Origin of the sequence: Microbacterium sp. Leaf159 (assembly GCF_001423615.1) — a bacterium.
GTDB lineage: Bacteria > Actinomycetota > Actinomycetes > Actinomycetales > Microbacteriaceae > Microbacterium.
Genome location: NZ_LMOU01000001.1, coordinates 2,809,110 through 2,827,121, shown reverse-complemented (window position 1 = coordinate 2,827,121; position 18,012 = coordinate 2,809,110). Strand labels below are relative to the sequence as shown.

The 18,012-nt window shown below is 69.0% G+C and carries 16 protein-coding genes; 8 read left to right on the top strand and 8 right to left on the bottom strand.

Going from position 1 to position 18,012, the window contains the following annotated elements; all coding sequences use genetic code 11:
• Positions 1-54: 54 nt before the first annotated feature.
• Positions 55-1,110 (top strand): ABC transporter permease, encoded by a 1,056-nt coding sequence (locus ASF80_RS13385; RefSeq protein WP_056312134.1) that lies wholly within the window; start codon positions 55-57, stop codon positions 1,108-1,110.
• 153 nt (positions 1,111-1,263) lie between these two features.
• On the opposite strand, the gene ASF80_RS13380 is transcribed toward ASF80_RS13385, so the two are convergent.
• Complete coding sequence (locus ASF80_RS13380) at positions 1,264-4,767, bottom strand: proline dehydrogenase family protein (RefSeq protein WP_056311486.1); 3,504 nt, start codon at positions 4,765-4,767, stop codon at positions 1,264-1,266.
• 147 nt (positions 4,768-4,914) lie between these two features.
• Between ASF80_RS13380 and ASF80_RS13375 the strand changes: the two genes are divergently transcribed.
• Together ASF80_RS13375 and ASF80_RS13370 are read left to right on the top strand one after the other, a co-directional pair.
• The gene (locus tag ASF80_RS13375) at positions 4,915-5,844 is read left to right on the top strand and encodes a LysR substrate-binding domain-containing protein (RefSeq protein WP_056311485.1); all 930 of its coding nucleotides are present in this window, start codon (positions 4,915-4,917) and stop codon (positions 5,842-5,844) included.
• A 132-nt stretch (positions 5,845-5,976) separates the two neighbouring features.
• Positions 5,977-6,564, top strand: a complete 588-nt coding sequence (locus tag ASF80_RS13370; protein ID WP_056311483.1) for a nitroreductase family protein — start codon at positions 5,977-5,979, stop codon at positions 6,562-6,564.
• A gap of 115 nt (positions 6,565-6,679) precedes the next feature.
• Here ASF80_RS13370 and ASF80_RS13365 read toward each other — a convergent pair whose 3' ends face one another.
• Positions 6,680-8,899 carry an ATP-dependent Clp protease ATP-binding subunit gene (locus ASF80_RS13365; RefSeq protein ID WP_082488317.1) on the bottom strand — a complete coding sequence of 740 codons (2,220 nt, stop codon included), beginning with the start codon at positions 8,897-8,899 and terminating at the stop codon, positions 6,680-6,682.
• 77 nt (positions 8,900-8,976) lie between these two features.
• The gene (gene coaBC / locus ASF80_RS13360) at positions 8,977-10,191 is read right to left on the bottom strand and encodes a bifunctional phosphopantothenoylcysteine decarboxylase/phosphopantothenate--cysteine ligase CoaBC (RefSeq protein WP_056312131.1); all 1,215 of its coding nucleotides are present in this window, start codon (positions 10,189-10,191) and stop codon (positions 8,977-8,979) included.
• 76 nt (positions 10,192-10,267) lie between these two features.
• Between coaBC and ASF80_RS13355 the strand changes: the two genes are divergently transcribed.
• Complete coding sequence (locus ASF80_RS13355; RefSeq protein WP_200934788.1) at positions 10,268-10,969, top strand: NRDE family protein; 702 nt, start codon at positions 10,268-10,270, stop codon at positions 10,967-10,969.
• Positions 10,970-11,013: 44 nt separating this feature from the next.
• Here the strand turns inward: ASF80_RS13355 and ASF80_RS13350 are convergent, their stop codons facing one another.
• On the bottom strand, positions 11,014-11,988 hold the full coding sequence (locus ASF80_RS13350) for a GlxA family transcriptional regulator (RefSeq protein ID WP_200934813.1): 975 nt from the start codon (positions 11,986-11,988) through the stop codon (positions 11,014-11,016).
• Between the two features lie 91 nt (positions 11,989-12,079).
• Here ASF80_RS13350 and ASF80_RS19125 point away from each other — a divergent pair, with 91 nt between their 5' ends.
• The 3 genes from ASF80_RS19125 (at position 12,080) to ASF80_RS19190 (ending at position 13,498) form a co-directional block, all read left to right on the top strand.
• Complete coding sequence (locus ASF80_RS19125) at positions 12,080-12,241, top strand: hypothetical protein (protein WP_164481744.1); 162 nt, start codon at positions 12,080-12,082, stop codon at positions 12,239-12,241.
• 76 nt (positions 12,242-12,317) lie between these two features.
• Positions 12,318-12,830 (top strand): hypothetical protein, encoded by a 513-nt coding sequence (locus ASF80_RS13345; RefSeq protein WP_056311479.1) that lies wholly within the window; start codon positions 12,318-12,320, stop codon positions 12,828-12,830.
• Positions 12,831-12,847: 17 nt separating this feature from the next.
• Positions 12,848-13,498, top strand: coding sequence for a hypothetical protein (locus ASF80_RS19190; RefSeq protein ID WP_200934787.1), 651 nt, complete (start codon positions 12,848-12,850; stop codon positions 13,496-13,498).
• Between the two features lie 58 nt (positions 13,499-13,556).
• Here ASF80_RS19190 and ASF80_RS13335 read toward each other — a convergent pair whose 3' ends face one another.
• Positions 13,557-14,777 (bottom strand): glycosyltransferase, encoded by a 1,221-nt coding sequence (locus ASF80_RS13335; protein WP_321163972.1) that lies wholly within the window; start codon positions 14,775-14,777, stop codon positions 13,557-13,559.
• Positions 14,774-16,000: a glycosyltransferase gene (locus ASF80_RS13330; RefSeq protein ID WP_056311475.1), complete on the bottom strand. Its 1,227-nt coding sequence runs from the start codon at positions 15,998-16,000 to the stop codon at positions 14,774-14,776. Before ASF80_RS13330 ends, ASF80_RS13335 begins: the two co-directional genes overlap by 4 nt.
• 120 nt (positions 16,001-16,120) lie before the next feature.
• On the opposite strand from ASF80_RS13330, the gene ASF80_RS13325 reads away from it, so the two are divergent.
• The gene (locus ASF80_RS13325) at positions 16,121-16,711 is read left to right on the top strand and encodes a hypothetical protein (protein ID WP_056311474.1); all 591 of its coding nucleotides are present in this window, start codon (positions 16,121-16,123) and stop codon (positions 16,709-16,711) included.
• A gap of 71 nt (positions 16,712-16,782) precedes the next feature.
• Here ASF80_RS13325 and ASF80_RS19600 read toward each other — a convergent pair whose 3' ends face one another.
• A complete protein-coding gene (locus ASF80_RS19600; protein WP_157521092.1) occupies positions 16,783-17,124 on the bottom strand; it encodes a VOC family protein in 342 nt (113 codons plus the stop codon).
• 8 nt (positions 17,125-17,132) lie between these two features.
• Positions 17,133-18,012: HNH endonuclease signature motif containing protein (locus ASF80_RS18790; RefSeq protein ID WP_157521091.1), on the bottom strand; the 880-nt coding region annotated here is incomplete at both ends.

The following is an 18,012-nucleotide window of genomic DNA, read 5'->3' as shown; positions in this document are numbered from 1 at the left end:
TCGAACAGCACCGGCTCTGCCGGCACAGGCTCCGGCGCAAGCTCGCAGGCCTCGATGATCTGGCTCGTCGCCGAACGTGAGATCGGCTCGAAGCTGCGCAGCAAGGCCTTCCTGATCTCGACGGGCGTCCTGCTGCTCATCGCGCTGGCCGGCATCGTGATCGGCGGTTTCGCGAGCAAGAACACCGATGCGATGCCGGTGGCCGTGACCTCCGAGACCGCGTCCCTCGTGTCGGCGCTGCCCGACATCGACGTCACCGAGGTGTCGGATCAGGCGGCGGCCGAGCAGCTGCTGCGCGACGAGAAGGTCGACGCCGCCGTCCTCCCCGGCGACGGTCCGACCGGCGTCACGGTCGTTGCGCTCAAGGACGCCCCGACCTCTCTCGTGTCGGCGCTGTCGCAGGCCCCGACTGTCGAGATCCTCGAACCTGCGACGACCAACCCGCTGCTGCGGTACTTCATCGCGATCGCCTTCGGCATCGTGTTCATGGGTGCCGCGGCGACCTTCGGAGGCACGATCGCCCAGAGCATCGTCGAGGAGAAGCAGACCCGCGTGGTCGAGATCCTGCTGTCGACCATCTCGGCGCGGACGCTGCTCGCCGGCAAGGTGATCGGCAACACGATCCTGGCGATGGGTCAGATCCTGGCTCTGGCCGCGGTCGCCACGATAGGCCTCATCGCGACAGGCCAACGCGAGGTGCTGTCGACGCTCGGCGCCCCGATCATCTGGTTCGCGGTGTTCTTCCTCTTCGGGTTCATCCTGCTCGCGGCGCTCTTCGCCGCAGCGGCGTCGATGGTCTCCCGCCAGGAGGACATCGGCTCGACGACGACCCCGATCACGATGCTGATCATGGCGCCGTACGTGCTCGTGATCATCTTCAACGACAACCCGCTGGTGCTGACGATCATGTCGTACGTGCCGTTCTCGGCTCCGGTCGGCATGCCGATGCGGCTCTTCGTGGGCGAGGCGCAGTGGTGGGAGCCGCTGCTGAGCCTCGTGATCCTGCTCGCGAGCTGCGTCGCCGCGATCGTGGTCGGCGCGAAGATCTACGAGAACTCGCTGCTGCGCATGGGCTCGAGGGTGAAGCTCGTGGAGGCGCTGCGCGGCTGAGGGAATCCCCGACCCGCCACCCGGATTCTTCCCGGGCACAACTTCGGATGCCGCGGCCGCCACGCCGCGGCATCCGTCGTGTTCTGGGGCGTGTCCAGCCGCAGATCCGAAGTCGTGCCCGTTCCGGAGGGCAGGACCGGGATCAGACCCGGGTCAGATCAGGCCGTCCGACAGGGTCGTGGGGTTTCCGAACCGGTGGTTCGTGATCGACACGGCCTGCTCGTGCAGGAACGGCAGCATCTCGACGCGTCCGGCACCCGTGACGGCGTGCGACCAGACGGCGACATCGGGGGTTCCGCCGAGGGCCTCGAACAGAGCGGAGGCGTCGCCTCCGACGAGGCGCACCCGCTGCCAGCTGTGCTCGGCCTTCGCCGCAGCCTTGGCGAAGCGCTTGACCCATGCGGCATCCTTCTCGTGCGTCACGGTGATGCCCTGGGCGCGCAGCGCCTTCTCGACCCGCGACGGCAGAGCAGGGGCAGACACCGTGAACGGGCTGCCGCTGCGCAGCGCTGCGGCGATCACGCGGATGCCGTCGGCCAGCGCCGCGGTCTCGCCGATGCGCACGTCGGCGGCGACAGGACGATACCGGAACACGTTGCGCTCGACGCCGAGACCGGACTTGTCGCTGACGGTGCCGAACTCGGTGGTCCACGCACGCTCGTCGGCGGCGGCCGCGCGATGCAGCCACTCGATCTCGACGGCGCCGAGGTCGGAGCCGGCGGCGGCGAGCAGGGCATCGACGGCAGGGATCACGGCGGCGCCTGGGGCTGAGGCGGGGAGCTCTGCAGGGGCCCAGTCGCCGAGGCCGAACAGGTAGTTCGGGCCGCCGGCCTTCGCTCCGGCTCCCACGGCCGACCGCTTCCAGCCGCCGAACGGCTGACGCTGCACGATCGCGCCGGTGATGCCGCGGTTGACGTAGAGGTTTCCGGCCTCGACACGGTCGAGCCAGGTGGCGACCTCGTCGGAGTCGAGCGAGTGGATGCCGGCGGTGAGGCCGTAGTCCACGGCGTTCTGCAGACGGATCGCCTCGTCGAGGTCCTTCGCGTGCATGATGCCGAGCACGGGGCCGAAGAACTCGGTCAGGTGGGTGGTCGAGCCGGGCGCGACGCCGATCTTGAGGCCGGGCGTCCACTGCTTTCCCTCGTCGTCGAGCTTCTTCGGCTCGACGAGCCAGCGCTCGCCTCGCTCGAGCGTGGTCAGCGCGGTCAGCAGCTTGCCGTTCGCCGGCTCGATGATCGGGCCCATCTGGGTCGCCGGGTCTTCGGGCAGCCCCACGCGCATCGACGTGACGGCATCGACGAGCTGGCGCTCGAACCGCTTCGAGTCGGCCACCGATCCGACCAGGATCGCCAGCGATGCGGCCGAGCACTTCTGGCCGGCGTGGCCGAAGGCGCTGCGAGCGACGTCGGCGGCCGCGAGATCGAGGTCGGCCGACGGCGTGACGATGATCGCGTTCTTGCCGCTGGTCTCGGCGAGCAGCGGCAGGTCGGCGCGGAACGAGCGGAACAGCTGCGCCGTCTCGTACGCGCCGGTGAGGATCACGCGATCCACCTCGGGGCTCGCGACCAGACGGGTGCCGAGGTCGCGGTTCGCGAGGTCGACGAGTGCGAGCAGGTCACGGGGAACGCCTGCGGCCCACAGCGCCTCGACCATCACGGCGCCGCAGCGCTGCGTGAGCTTCGCGGGCTTGATGACGACTCCCGAGCCCGAGGCGAGACCGGCGAGCACGCCGCCCGCGGGGATCGCGACGGGGAAGTTCCACGGCGGCGTGACCACGGTCACCTTCGACGGCACGAACTCGGCACCGTCGACGGTCTCGAGGTCGAGCGCGCGCTCGGCGTAGTAGTGCGCGAAGTCGATCGCCTCCGAGACCTCGGGGTCGGCCTCGGCGATCGTCTTGCCCGCCTCGTGCGCCATGATCTCGATCAACTGACCACGACGGGCGGCGAGTTCGTCGCCCGCGCGGTGCAGCACGGCGGCGCGCTCGGCGGCGGGCAGGGCGGCCCACGTCGCGGCGGCAGCGGATGCGGCGGCGAAGATGCCGTCGAGCTCATCGGTCGTCTCGACCTTGGCGAGGGCGATCGAGTCGACACCGAGCATCGAGTCCACAGAGCGCGCCAGGATCTCGCGACCCCATGCGCGGTTCGCGGCGATCGCCGGGTCGCTGTCGGGCTGGTTCTCGAAGCCGGTGGTCACAGCATCCACCTGCGTCTCCGCGTGTGTCTCCGCGTGCGTCTCCGCCTCAGCCGCGCGGTCCTGCACGCGGTTCGACGACGGCACCGAGCGGTCGGCCTCGAGCCCTGCGAGAGAACGCTCGAAGCGCTCGCGCTCGCGGGTCAGGAGTGCCGGGTCCGAGGCGAGCTCGAACACGGCCGACATGAAGTTCTCGGGGCTGGCGTTCTCTTCGAGGCGGCGCACGAGGTAGGCGATCGCGACGTCGAACTCGGCCGGGTTCACGACCGGTGTGTACAGCAGCAGCTGGCCGACGTCCTTGCGGACTGCTTCGGCCTGGCCGGTCGCCATGCCGAGCAGCATCTCGTACTCGACGGCATCGGTCACCCCGCGCGCCTGCGCGAGCAGCCAGGTGTAGGCGATGTCGAACAGGTTGTGGCCTGCGACGCCGATGCGCACAGTATCCATGCGCTCGGGCGTCATCGACCAGTCGAGCACGCGCTTGTAGTTCGTGTCTGAGTCCTGCTTGGTGCCGTAGGTGGCGAGCGGCCAGCCGTGCACCTTCGAGTCGACCTCTTCCATCGCGAGGTTCGCGCCCTTGACGACACGCACCTTGATGGGCGCCCCGCCCTTCACCCGACGGGCGGTCGCCCACTCCTGCAGCTGCTGCATCGCACCGAGCGCGTCGGGCAGGTAGGCCTGAAGCACGATTCCGGCCTCGAGATTCTCGAGGCCCGGCTGGTCGAGGATGCTGGTGAACGCCGCGATCGTGAGGTCGAGGTCGCGGAACTCCTCCATGTCGAGGTTGATGAACTTGGTCTTGCCTGCGGCTTCGGAGGTCGCGGCGAGCTCGTACAGCGGGGTGAGCTTGGTCACGACGTCGGCCACGGCCTCGTCGAACGACCACATCGACAGCTGGCTGACGACGCTCGAGACCTTGATCGAGACGTAGTCCACGTCCTTGCGGGCGAGGAAGTCGTAGGTGCCCTGAAGGCGACGGCCTGCCTCCCGCTCGCCGAGCACGGCCTCGCCGAGGAGGTTGAGGTTGAGGCGGTTGCCGCTCTTGCGCAGTTTGGCGATCGCGGGGCCCAGCTTCGACGGGGTCGCATCGAGCACGAGGTGCCCGACCATGGCGCGCAGCACGCGGCGGGAGATCGGCACGACGACGCCGGGAAGCTTGGGAGCCCAGAAGCCACCGGTCTTGATCGCGGCACGGAGGTAGCCGGGCAGCAGCGAGGGAGTGATCTCCGACAGTTCGGCGAGCGTGCGGCCGGCGACGCTGAGGTCTTCGGGGCGCATCACGCCGTCGACGAAGCCGACGGTGAAGGCGAGTCCGTTCGGGTCCTTGAGGACTTCGGAGAGGCGCTGGGCGGCGGGCTCGACGGGGTGGGTCTCGCTCTCGGCGAGCCAGCGCTGCACGAGGGCCGCGACCTCTTCGGTGCGAGGCGTCGTGTCGGGAGTGGTGGTGTCGGCGACGACAGTCATCAGGTGAACCTTCCAGGGGATCGCACACCCGGGTACGTGTGCGGCTCGATCATTGTCAGACGCGCGAGTAGGCTACGTCTATCAACCGATCCGAGTGATTTCTGTTCAGTTGGACTGAACAATTGGCTCGGCGAGAAAGCGGTGCGGATGCTCGACGTCAATCGACTGCGGATGCTGGTCGAACTGTCCCGTCGGGGCACCCTGTCGGCCGTCGCGGATGCCCTCTCGTACAGCAAGGCATCCGTGTCTCAGCAGCTCAGCGCGCTCGAGCGCGAGGTGGGCGTCCCGCTGCTGCGCCGCGTGGGCCGAGGCGTGCAGTTCACCCCGCAGGGGAACGTGCTCGTGGCCGAGGCGATCGGCATCCTCGACCAGCTCGAGCACGCCGAGGTCGCCGTCGCCGAGTCGCTCACCGAGGTCACCGGCACGGTGCACATCGCCGTGTTCCAGTCGACGGCGCATTCGCTGCTCCCCGGCGCGCTCAATGCGCTGCGCGACCAGCATCCGGCCCTCCGCGTCGAGGTCACCGAGAGCGACCCCGAGACAGGGCTCGTCGGAGTCTCGAGCCGTGACTTCGATCTGATCCTCGCCGAGCAGTACCCGGGGCGCACCCGCCCGATCCACGCCGACCTCGACCGGGTGGTGCTCGTGCACGACTCGATCGCACTCGCGCGACAGCCCGGCGCAGCGGATGCCGAGGACGCCGATGCCGATGCCGTCGATGCCGTCGCCGCACTGTGGTCGACGAGGGACGACCCGTGGGTGCTCGAACCCGCAGGCACCGCTTCCCGCGCGTGGGCGGAGCAGCTCTGCCGCACCGCCGGCTTCGAGCCCGACGTGCGCTTCGAGGTCGCCGACCTCACCGCGCATGTGCGCCTGATCCGCGCGGGCCTCGCCGTCGGACTGCTCCCCGAGCTCGTCTGGGCGGGCGAGGCGCCGACGGTCGCGCTCACCCCGCTCCCCGACGAACCCCGTCGCGAGATCTTCTCGTCGGCCCGGCGGGTGTCGGCGGCGGCCCCGTCGATCCGCGCCGTGCGGCGAGCGCTCGCATCCGCCGCCTCCCGCAACCTGCTCGACTGAGCTTGCTCCTGCGCCATCCACAGTCCGACGACGTCATATCCCGTCATCGGGAATATGCGCGCACATACATCCGTTGAGACGCTTGTACGCGGACGAAGGAGTCCGATCGACTCCTTTCTGAAAGGCACTTCCGTGAGCACTCCCGTGATCGACCGCACCGCCCCCACCGAGCACCCCGTCCTCGACGTCCTCGCCGGGCGTTGGAGCCCCCGCGCCTACGACGCGGAGAACACGATCGACGACGCCAAGCTGAACGCCGCTCTCGAGGCGGCGCGCTGGTCGCCGTCCGCGTACAACCTGCAGCCGTGGCGCTTCATCGTCGCTCGCCGCGGCACCGCGCTGTTCGACCAGGTCGTCGACTCGCTGGTCGAGTTCAACCAGCTCTGGGCCTCGAAGGCGTCGGCGCTCATCGTCGCGATCGCCGAGACCGAGTCCGAAGAGGGCAAGGCCATCAGCCACGCGGTCTACGACCTCGGCCAGGCTGTCGCGCACTTCTCGGTGCAGGCCCACCACGAGGGTCTCCTCGTGCACCAGATGAGCGGCTTCGACCCCGAGGTCATCCGCGAGTTCGCCGACCTGTCGCCGCGATTCTCGGCACTCACCGTGATCGCCGTCGGCGAGTACGGCGACGCCGCCGGTCTTCCCGAGGGCCTCCAGCAGGGCGAGACCGCACCGCGCGTGCGCCGCCCGATCGGCGAGACGGTCATCCTCAGCGCCTGAGCTTCCGCTCGGGCACATACGACAGAGGGGCGGATGCTGCGGCATCCGCCCCTCTGTTGTGTCCGGCTCTGTCCGGCTCCCGTGTCGGGCCCTGTGTCCGGCTCTGTGTCCGGCTCTAGTCGTCGAGCAGCTCGGCCTCGATCACGTCATCGTCGTCCGGCTCGGTCCCGGAGTCGGGCTCCGGCGCGGTCGACGTGAGCACGAGGCCCGTGCCGTCGGCCGCCACGTCGACCCGCACCGTGTCGCCGTCGTGCACCCCACCCGAGAGCAGCGCCGTCGCCAGCTTGTTCTGCACCTCGGTCTGGATGAGGCGTCGCAGCGGACGGGCACCGAACATCGGGTCGTAGCCGCGCTCGGCGAGCCACGATCGCGCATCCGGCGTGACCGCGAGGGTGAGCCGGCGATCACGCAGCCGGTTGTGCAGCTGATCGATCGAGAGCTCGACGATCTGCGCGAGGTCGTCCTGGCTGAGCGCCGAGAACATCACGATGTCGTCGAGGCGGTTGAGGAACTCCGGTCGGAACGCCTGGTGCACCAGAGCCATCACCTGCTCGCGCTTCTCATCGGGCGACAGCGTCGGGTCGATGAGGATCGGTGAACCGAGGTTCGAGGTCAGGATCAGGATGACGTTCGTGAAGTCGACCGTTCGACCCTGGCCGTCGGTCAGACGACCGTCGTCGAGCACCTGCAGCAGCACGTCGAACACCTCGGGGTGCGCCTTCTCGACCTCGTCGAGCAGCACCACGCTGTACGGACGCCGGCGCACGGCCTCGGTGAGCTGACCGCCCTGCTCGTAGCCGACGTAGCCGGGAGGGGCGCCGACGAGCCGGGAGACGGAGTGCTTCTCTCCGTACTCCGACATGTCGATGCGCACCATGGCGCGCTCGTCGTCGAAGAGGAAGTCGGCGAGGGCCTTCGCGAGCTCTGTCTTTCCGACACCGGTCGGCCCGAGGAACAGGAACGATCCGGTCGGGCGACCGGGGTCGCTGATGCCCGCACGCGATCGCCGCACGGCGTCGGACACGGCCTTGACCGCATCCTTCTGGCCGATCAGCCGACGACCGAGCTCGGACTCGAGGTGCAGCAGCCGTTCGCTCTCGCCCTGCAGCAGACGGCCGACCGGGATGCCGGTCCACGCCGCGATCACGGCGGCGATGTCCTCGTCGGTGACCTGCTCGTTGACCATGCGGCCCTCGCTCGACACGGCGGCCTCGGCCTGCTCGGCCTCGGCGATCTCGCGCTCGAGGCGCTTGATCGTCTCGTACTCGAGCTTCGAGGCACGGGTGTAGTCGGCCTCGCGCATCGCGAGATCGCGCTGTGTGACCGCGTCGTCGAGCTTCTTCTTCAGGTCGCCGACCCGGTTGAGCCCCTGCCGCTCGCGCGCCCAGCGGGCCTCGAGGTCGGCGAGCTGCGCCTCCATGCCCACGAGCTGCTCCCGGAGCGCCGCGAGGCGCTCCTTGGAGGCTGCGTCCTTCTCGCGCTTGAGGGCGAGCTCTTCGAGCTTCATGCGATCGACCTGGCGCTTGAGCTGGTCGATCTCGACGGGGGACGAATCGATCTCCATCTTGAGTCGCGACATCGACTCGTCGATCAGGTCGATCGCCTTGTCGGGGAGCTGGCGGGCAGGGAGATAACGGTTCGAGAGCGCCGCGGAGGCGACGAGGGCGCTGTCCGAGATCGTCACACCGTGGTGCGCCTCGTAGCGGCCCTTGAGCCCGCGGAGGATCGCGATCGTGTCCTCGACCGTGGGCTCGCCGACGTAGACCTGCTGGAAGCGTCGCTCGAGCGCGGCATCCTTCTCGATGAACTCGCGGTACTCGTTGAGTGTCGTGGCACCGATCAGGCGCAGCTCACCGCGGGCGAGCATGGGCTTGAGCATGTTCGACGCCGCCACCGAGCCTTCGCCGCCGCCCGCACCCATGAGCACGTGAAGCTCGTCGATGAAGGTGATGATCCGCCCGTCGGACTCGGTGATCTCTTTGAGGACGCTCTTCAGGCGCTCCTCGAACTGGCCGCGGTACATGGCACCGGCGACGAGAGCCGAGATGTCGAGCGACACCAGCTCCTTGTCCTTGAGGGACTCGGCGACATCGCCCGCGACGATCCGCTGAGCGAGTCCTTCGACGACGGCGGTCTTGCCGACGCCGGGCTCGCCGATCAGCACCGGGTTGTTCTTGGTGCGGCGGGTGAGCACCTGGCTGACGCGCCGGATCTCACTGTCCCGTCCGATGACGGGGTCGAGCTTGCCCTGACGGGCGCGGTCGGTGAGGTTGATCCCGAACTGCTCGAGGGCGGACTGCTGGTCGTCGTTCTGTGCGCTCTGTGGGCCTGGCATGCGTTCCTCCTGGGAGACTCCTTCTGGTCACGTTCTCGTGGATGCAGTCCGCAAAGTTGAGTGGACTTGACTCAAGTTTACCGCAGAGTCAGCGCGGCGTCCAGGATCACTCGAGCGACCTCGCGCTTGGTCCCAGCGGCAGAGGCCACGACCTCACCGCCCTCGCCGACGATCTCGACCGCATTGTCGGGCCGCTCGAAACCCTGCTCCGCGTTCGCGAGATTGACGGCGAGCAGGTCGACGCCTTTGCGTTCGCGTTTGCGGCGAGCGCGATCCCGCCGCTCGGACGCGCTCTCTGAGGTCTCGGCCGCGAAGGCGACGATCGTCTGACCCTGCGGCGCTCCCCCGTCCGCCCTCGACACCGCCAGAGCGGAGACGACATCCTCGTTCTCGACGAGCGCGAGATGCGTCAGAACCCCCTGCTCCTTGGTGAGCTTGTGCTCCGAGACGGATGCCGGTCGGTAGTCGGCGACTGCGGCGGCCATGATCACGATGTCGGCCGAGCGGGCGGCATCCTTCATCGCCGTCGAGAGCTCGGCGGCCGTCCCCACGGAGATCACCCGGACCGACGGATGCCGCGCCGCGGCCAGCACGTCGGCCGAGACGTTCGCCGCGACCACGGTCACATCCGCTCCTCGCGCTGCCGCGTCGGCGGCCAACGCGACGCCCTGCCGCCCGCTCGAGCGGTTGCCGAGGAACCGCACGGGGTCGATCGGCTCGCGGGTGCCGCCGGCCGAGATCACCACCCGCAGTCCGTCGAGGTCACGAGGCGCGAGCAGCGCGACGGCGGCCTCGAAGATCGCCTCGGGTTCGGACATGCGTCCCGGCCCGCTGTCACCTCCGGCGAGTTCGCCGTCAGCGGGGCCGACCAGATGGATGCCGCGCGAGACGAGGGTCTCGATGTTCGCCTGCGTCGCCGCATTCCGCCACATCTCGGCGTGCATGGCGGGCGCGAGGAGCACGGGCGCCTCGGTCGCGAGCAGCGTGGTGCCGAGCAGGTCGTCGGCGATGCCCGCCGTGATCTTCGCGATCGAGTTCGCGGTCGCGGGGGCGACGATCACCAGATCGGCTCCCTGGCCGAGCGCCACGTGGCGGACGCGCGCGACGTCGTCGTGCACGCTCGTCGTGACCGGATGCCGGCTCAGCGCCTCCCACGTCGGCGTGCCCACGAAGCGCAGTGCGTCCTCCGTCGGCACCACGGTCACGTCGTGACCCGCCTTGGTCAGCAGTCGCACCAGGTGCACTGTCTTGTATGCGGCGATGCCACCCGTAACTCCGACGACGATGTTCACGGTTCGATTCTGCCGCAGCATCCGCCCCACCGGGGCTGAGGCTCCGGTCGTGCAGCATCGACCTAGACTTGTTGCCGTGTGCACCGTGGTGATCGATGTGGCCGGCCCCGACACCGCGCGTCTGCTCGCGGTGCGCGATGAGGATCCGCTGCGCGAGTGGGATGCCCTCGGCGAATGGTGGCCGGACGCGCACCCCGGGGTCTCGGGGATCCGCGATCGGCGAGCCGGTGGAGCCTGGCTCGCCGTGAATCCCGCGGAACGACGTCTCGCCGTGCTGCTCAACCGCGCCGACGTGGTCGATCTCGCCGACGACGTCGCCGTGTCACGCGGATCGCTCGCACTCGAGTCGGTGGCGGGCCGGTCGCCGATCGCACCGCTGCCCATGCACGGGTTCAACCTGCTCGAGGTGCGCCCCGAGGGATCACGCGTGCTGAGCTGGGACGGCGCCGAGCTGCGCGAGACGCCGATCAGCGACGGCATCCACATGATCGCGCACGACGATCTCGATGACTCCGAGACGCCGCGGATCGCCGCCTGGCTGCCGGAGTTCCGCGCTCTGGGCCCGGCTGCCGACAGCGCGGACTGGAACGGCGAGTGGATCTCGCTGCTCGCCTCCTCCGCCCTGCTGGACCCCGAGGACGACCGGGCGATCATCCGCGACAACCGCCCGCACGGGTATCCCACGCAGTCACTGCTGTACTGCACGGCATCCGTCACCCCCGCAGGGGTCGAGGTCGACTACCACGCGCTCCCGAGTCCCGCTCACTGGGACCACTGAGAGTGCATCGAGGGGGCGCCGAGCTTCCGGCAGTCTGAAGCCGGTCAGGCCGCGGTGGTCTCCGCGTCGTCGACGCATGAGAATCGCGCCCGATAGGCGGTGGGCGTCGTGCCGAGCACACGTGAGAAGTTCTGCCTCAGCACCGCCGCCGACCCGAAGCCGCATTCGTCGGCGATCTGCTCGAGCGACAGGTCGCTGCGTTCGAGCAGCCGCTGGGCGTGCAGCACCCGCTGACGGGCGAGCCAGGCTGCGGGGGTCGCGCCGTACTCGGCTTTGAACCGGCGCGCGAAGGTGCGAGGGGACATGAGCGCTCGTGCCGCGAGCTGATCGACGCCCAGGTCGTCGCGGAGGTGCTCGACCGCCCAGTCGGCGACTGCGGCGAGCGAATCACTCGGAACCACCGGGATCGGTCGGTCGATGAACTGCGCCTGTCCGCCGTCGCGCTGCGGCGGCACCACCATCCGTCGAGCGATGCGGTTCGTCAGCTCGGCGCCGAGCTCCTGGCGCAGCAGGTGCAGGCAGGCGTCGATCCCGGCGGCCGTGCCGGCGCTCGTGATGATCCGTCCGTCCTGCACGAAGAGCACATCGGGGTCGATGTCGATCTTCGGGTACATCTCGGCCATGATGTCGGAGTACATCCAGTGCGTGGTCGCGCGGCGACCGTCGAGCACTCCGGCAGCGCCGAGGATGAACGAGGCGCTGCAGATCGTCAGCAGCCACGCGCCGCGCGCCACAGCGTCGCGGGCGACGTCGAGCAGCAGCGGATCGATGTTCGGCCAGTACTCCCGCGGCACCGGGCAGAGCACCACGAGGTCGGCCTCATACGCGAACGAGAGGTCGTGCTCGACGTTGATGGAGAAGCCGAGCTTGGACTGCACGACACCCGGATGCGGAGCGATGACCCGGAAGTCGAAATTCGGCACGCCGTCGTTCGATCGGTCGAGACCGAAGGCTTCGCAGGCGAGGCCGAACTCGAATGGCGCGAATCCGTCTTGCACGACGCAGGCGACGGTCTTCATCATGACGCTCTCCCGGAGTTGGCAGTTTTCATACGCCCGTAGTCTATTCTGCCACTCGTGGCAGATCAAGAGTGATCGTAGCGTTTCTGCCATGATCCTTCTCATCGCACTTCTCGCACTCGGCGCGTGGGCGCTGATCGCCACCATCGTCGAACTCCGCCGTGACGGATACCGTCATGTGCCCACCGATTGGTCACGCGTAGCCGACCACGACACCCTCGACCGCGCCGAGGCGGGGCACACGTACCGCTGAGCTCCGGCGGAGGGTTCCGCACGAGGCCCCGCACGAGGGTTCCCCGCTGGCCGGATGCGCGGCTACGCTCGACACCATGAGCGAGCCGCAGCAGCCTCCCGCGCAGCCGTACGGAACTCCCCCGCAAGGGCAGGGGCAGCCGGCGTCACCGCAGTACTCGGCGCAGCAGCACTCGGCGCAGCAGTATTCGCCGCAGCAGAACCCGGCGCCGCAGAACCCAGCCCAGCCGTATGCCAGGCAGCCGTACCCGGGCTCGTCTTCTTCTTCTCCGGCATCCACCGGCGCGTCGCTCGGTCGCCTCGCGTTCATCGTGGCGCTGGGTGCGCTCGGCATCGCGCTCCTCGTCACCATCGCCTATCCGGTGATCATCCGCACGCTCGCCGACCCGTCATCGATCGGCGCCTTCGGAGCCATCGGCAACGGACTGGTGCTCATCGTCGCGATCGTGGCACTCATTCTCGGCCTGATGTCGGTGCGGCGACCGGGACAGCAGGTGCTCGCGGGCATCGCGATCGGCATCTCCGCAGCCCAGATCACCGGCATCCTCGTCGCCTGGGTCTCGAATCTCTTCTACGCGTTGACCTACTGAGCGTCCCGGAGCCACCCATGAGCGAACCACAGCAGCCTGCGCAGGATCCCCGTCAGCAGTCCCACCCAGTGCAGCCCGCACAGCCGCACTCCCAGCCCGGCCCGCCGTACGGCGCACCCGGCCAGCCGCACTCCCAGCCGGGTCAGCCCTACGCCCAGCCCGGTCAGCCACACTCCCAGCCGGGTCAGCCCTACTCACAACCGGGCCAGCCCTACGTCCACCCCGGCCAGCCGTACTCCCAACCGGGCCAGCCGCACTCCCAGCCCGGCCAGCCCTACTCACAACCGGGCCAGCCCTACACCCAGCCCGGTCAGCCTTACGGCGCACCCGCGCAGCCGTACGCTCCGGGCCAATCCGGCCGCCCCGGTGCCCTCGGACGCACGGCATTCCTCGTTGCCGTGGTCGGGGTCGCGATCGGATTGCTCTTCCAGCTCGTGACGCCGCTCCTGTACATGAGCATCGGCTTCGGCGTCGTCGACTTCCTGTCGAACCTTGTGAACCTGCTCGTCCTGGCGGTGGCCGCGACCGGCCTGGTGCTCGGCATCATCGCGCTGCGGCGTCCGGCGCCGCATCTGCTCGCCGCCATCGCCGTCGGCGTGGCGGGCAGCACGGTCGTCGGCACGCTCGTGTCATGGGTGTCGAACGTCTTCTACTACTTCGGATACTGAGCACCCCCAACGCTAGGGCTGTTCGGTCGGAGCGCCTTCAGCCTCGACGACCAGTGCCTCAGCTGGCGAGCACCCGTTCGTAGACCTCGATCATCGCGGCCGTGCGCGACGACTGGCGGAATGCCTCCGAGACCTCGCGCATCGGCATCGGTGCCGTGCCAGCGGCGATGTCGGATGCTGCGCGGCGCAGCGTCTCGACGAGACCCGCCTTGCGCTGCGCCTCGGTGCCTGCGGCCCCGGGGACGGCCCAGAGCCCGCCGCCGAGCTCGGCCGCGATGTCGGGATCGCTGATGACCGACGGCGTGCCCAGGGTCGCGGCCTCGAACGGCGTCATGCCCTGGGTCTCGAAGCCGATCGAGGTCTGCACGAGAGCGTCTGCGCCGGCGATGCGCGCGAGGGTGTCGGGGTAGCTGAGCTTGCCGGCGAACCGCACGTTCGCCGAGCTTGCGACGATCTTCTCCGCGGCCGACCGCTGTGCTCCGCCGCCGATGATCTCGAGATCCGCGTCGACCCCCGAGTCGACGAAGGCCTCGAGGAACGGCAGCAGTCGCTTCTCGGGACTCATTCGTCCGAGCCAGACGAAACGGGGCCGACCGGGCGCGCGATCTGTCGGCACGGCGGCGAGTGTCGCCTCACGTACGTCGTCGTCGATGCCGTTCCAGACGACGTCGACCGGGCTGAAGACCCCGTGCTCTTCGAGACGGCGAGCGAAGTGGGTCGACGGAGCGGTCACGGCTGACGCACCACTGGCGATGCCACGCAGGAACGCCCAGCCGTCGGCCCCACCCACCGGTGCCGTGACACCGCGCAACGCTCGGCGCCGCCAGAGGTTCAGCACCCCGAGCACGGGGCGGTGCAGAGGCGTGACCGCGGCGATGCCGACATCGACCCGGTTGTGCAGGGTGTGCACGACCGGGATGCCGTGTCGCGCGGCGTACCGGTGCCCGATGAATGCACCCCAGAAGTCGGCCTGCACGTGCACGAGGTCGACCGGCGGTCGATGTGTCATCGCGCGGTCGAGGAAGCGATCGGTCGTACGCCCCGGCCAGCTCATCGAGTACTCGCGGTCGACGGTGATCGGCACCGACGGCAGATCGAGATTCGAGGGATCCGTGACGTCCGAAGCGCGCGCTCCGTGCATCTTCGGGGCGACCACGGTCACCGTGTGGCCGGCCCGCTCGAGGAACTCGCGCTGCAGCCGCATCGACACCTGTGCCCCACCGAGGGAGTCCAGGTGCTGATCGCCGAAGAAGACGATGTGCATGGCGCGGGCCGTCACTCGGGCAGCGGCTCGTCGCGGTACAGCGCCTCGAACGTGTCGAGCGTGCGATTGATGTCGTGGATCGCGACACCGTCGAGCGATGCCTGCTGCATCCGCGCATACTCTCCCGGCGATGCGGTGAGCACGTCGGTCAGTCGTGCGGCGAGGGCATCCGCGTTGCCGGGCTCGAACAGGTAGCCGTTCTCGCCGTCGTGCACGAGGTGCGGCAGGGCGACGGCATCCGCTGCGACGATCGGCAGCGCGGAGGCCATGGCCTCCATGGTCGCGATCGACTGCAGCTCGGCGATCGAGGCGATCGTGAACACGGATGCGCGCGACAGCAGGGCCCGCAGGTCCTCGTCGGTCGTGCGTCCATGGAAGGTCACCCGATCGCCGAGACCCAGCTGGGTCGTGAGGCTCTCGAGCTGCTTGCGCTGGTCGCCGCCGCCGACGATGTCGAAGGTCGTCTCGAGCGCCGGGTCGAGCTTCGTCATGGCGTCGAGGATCACCTCGACCTGCTTCTCGGCGGTCAGGCGTCCGACGAAGATGATGCGGTTCTTCTCGCGAGGGGCGATCACCGGCGTGTACTGGGTGCGATCGATGCCGCAGCTGACGGGGATCACGTTCTCGACGGCGACAGTGCGCTCGAGGAAGTCTGCGGCGCGACGTGTCGGCGTGGTGATCGCGCGCGTCAGGGCGAACGTGCGCTTCGCGTCGCCCCAGGCCCAGCGCAGCACCAGGTCATCGACCCATTTGGGCATGGTCGTGTGGTCGAGGATGTTCTCGGCCATCACGTGATTCGTGGCGATCACCGGGATGCCGCGCTCGTGCGCGATGCGGGCAAGGCCACGACCGATCACGATGTGCGACTGGATGTGCACGACGTCGGGCTGCACGCTGTCGAAGATCTTCCGCGCGTAGTGCTTGACACGCCACGGCCAGACGAAGCGGAGCCAGTCGTGGGGTGCCCAGCGCACCGACGGAAGCCGATGCATGGTCATCGGCTCGCCCTCGATCACCTCGGTCTGCGCGGGGGTGCGGCGGTAGGCCACGTTCGGGGCGACCACGTGCACGTCTTCTCCCCGCTGCACGAGACCGGCTGCGAGGCGCTCCGCGAAGCGGGCGGCGCCGTTAATGTCGGGCGCGAAGGTGTCGCATCCGATCAGGATGCGCAGGGGACGCTGCCCGGGGTCGGGGGCGACGTCGGGAGCACTCGTCGGATCGGAGGTAGAGGAGGACATTCTGCCTTACGGTACGGCGGTCAAAGAGCCCGATCGGGCGCTGGCCACTCTACCCGAGGGCCTTGATCGAGCCGCCGAGGCATACCGGCATCCCTCAGCCTCACCCCCTAGCGTGGAGGCATGCGACTGACAGCTGACGCCGACCCCCAGCAGTGGATCCCCGTCACGGACTCGCTCGGCTGGAAGGGCCGACGGCACCGCAAGGCCGCGATCCGGATGCTGCTGGGCCAGGTGAATTCGGCGATCGGCGTCACGGAACGGCCCGGATCCCGGTTCGGAGCGTGGGCGATGAGCCAGGCCGCTCCCCTGCTGATGCGCAGGGCCGCCGGTCGCGTTCTCGTGTGGACGTGGAAGGCCGACCCGGAGCTCGTCGTCGCGATGGCCACCGTGCAAGCGCTCACCCCTGAGGTGCGCATCGCTCGGGCATCCATGCCGATGGACTACGACGACACGGTCTCGTTCTCGAGCCGGTGGCTGGGTGCGGGCGAGAAGCTCGTGGTGTCGATGCCGCCGTCGCCCGCGAGCCCTCCGTTCGCGACCTACACGTGGGATACCGGCACCCATCTGGTGACGCTGACCGCGGTCTGCAGCGAACGCGAGCGATTCGGCACGCTCGACGGCGCACTCGACGATCTGGCCCGCAGCATCCGCATCGCCGACGAGCTGACCGGCGGCGAGTCGCCCGAGGTGCTCCGCCTCGGACCTGCCTGAGCGCGGCTCCACTGAGCAAGGCTCTTCTGGGCGCGGCTCCACCGAGCGCGGCTCCACCGAGCGCGGTTCTCCTACCCGGCGGGTGGTTGCCAGAGTTCGATCGCGAGGCCTTCGGGATCATGGATGCGGGCGAAGGTGCCGTATTCGGCGGTGTTCCACTCGTCGCGGCGCTCGACCGGAATCCCTGAGGCGTCGAGTCGCGTGGCGAGCTCCTCGATGTCCGACACTCTCAGATTGAGCATGAACTGCTGGTCGGCGTCGAAATAGTCGCTGTCTGCCGCGAACGGCGCGAACACGGTCATGCCGGCCTCCTGCTGCCACATGCCGTCATGTCCAGCCCCGATTCCCAGGTGCTCTCGGTACCAGGCGGCACGAGCCTCCGGGTCTCTGCTGCGGAAGAAGAGGCCGCCGATGCCTGTGNACCCCGAACGTGCGCGTTCCGCGGGAGGCTGAGTCTCGGGGTGCGCCATCGCTGTTCGGGATCCCACCATCTCGGGCCCCGCACCTGCGGGATGCCGTCGTCCATCCGGATCTCCCACCCGGAGGTGCCGAGGGATCGGTGGTGCCACCAGCACAACGGCACACCGTTATCCGTATGCGTCGGACCGCCCCTGGAATGCTCGACGACGTGATGGATCTCGCACCAGGATGCCGGGACGTGGCATCCGGGGATGAGGCATTCCTTGTCGCGGGCGACGATCGCCCGGCGTTGATGCACGGTGAAGACGCGGTCGGTGGTCGTGATGCCGATGATCCGGCCCTCATCGAACAGGACTCGTTGGATGGTGCCGGCGCAGCCGATGTGCGCGGCGACGGAAACGGGGAGGTGGGCACCGGATCCGGGGATCGTCGCCCACCCGCCATTACCGCCCGATGTGCCAGCGAGGTCTTTCGCGTCGACGTTCACGACCAGGACGGGTGATGACCCACCGAGGGTGGGCATGTCGTTGTGTCGGGCAGCGATCGCGCACACCATCGCCAGGGCATCGTGGCGCTTCTGCGCCGCGGTGCGGTCGTCGAGCACGCACCGCGGGTCCGAGTTGAACGGATCCGTGTCGTCACCGTCTGCGCCAGCCTCCGCCTCCGCCTCCGCGTTCGCATCCGCCTCCGCATCCGCTCCCCCGTCCGCATGCGCGTCGACGTCAGAGTCAGAGTCAGTGTCGGCATCCGCCCCATCGCTGGGGGCGAAGTGCACGCCGGGCATGGGTGGGCCGTCGCCTTTCGGGTTGAGGATCGCGTCGATGATCAGCTGCAACTGCGCCGCAACGTCCGGGGTCAGATACCCGCGGATCGCATGCACA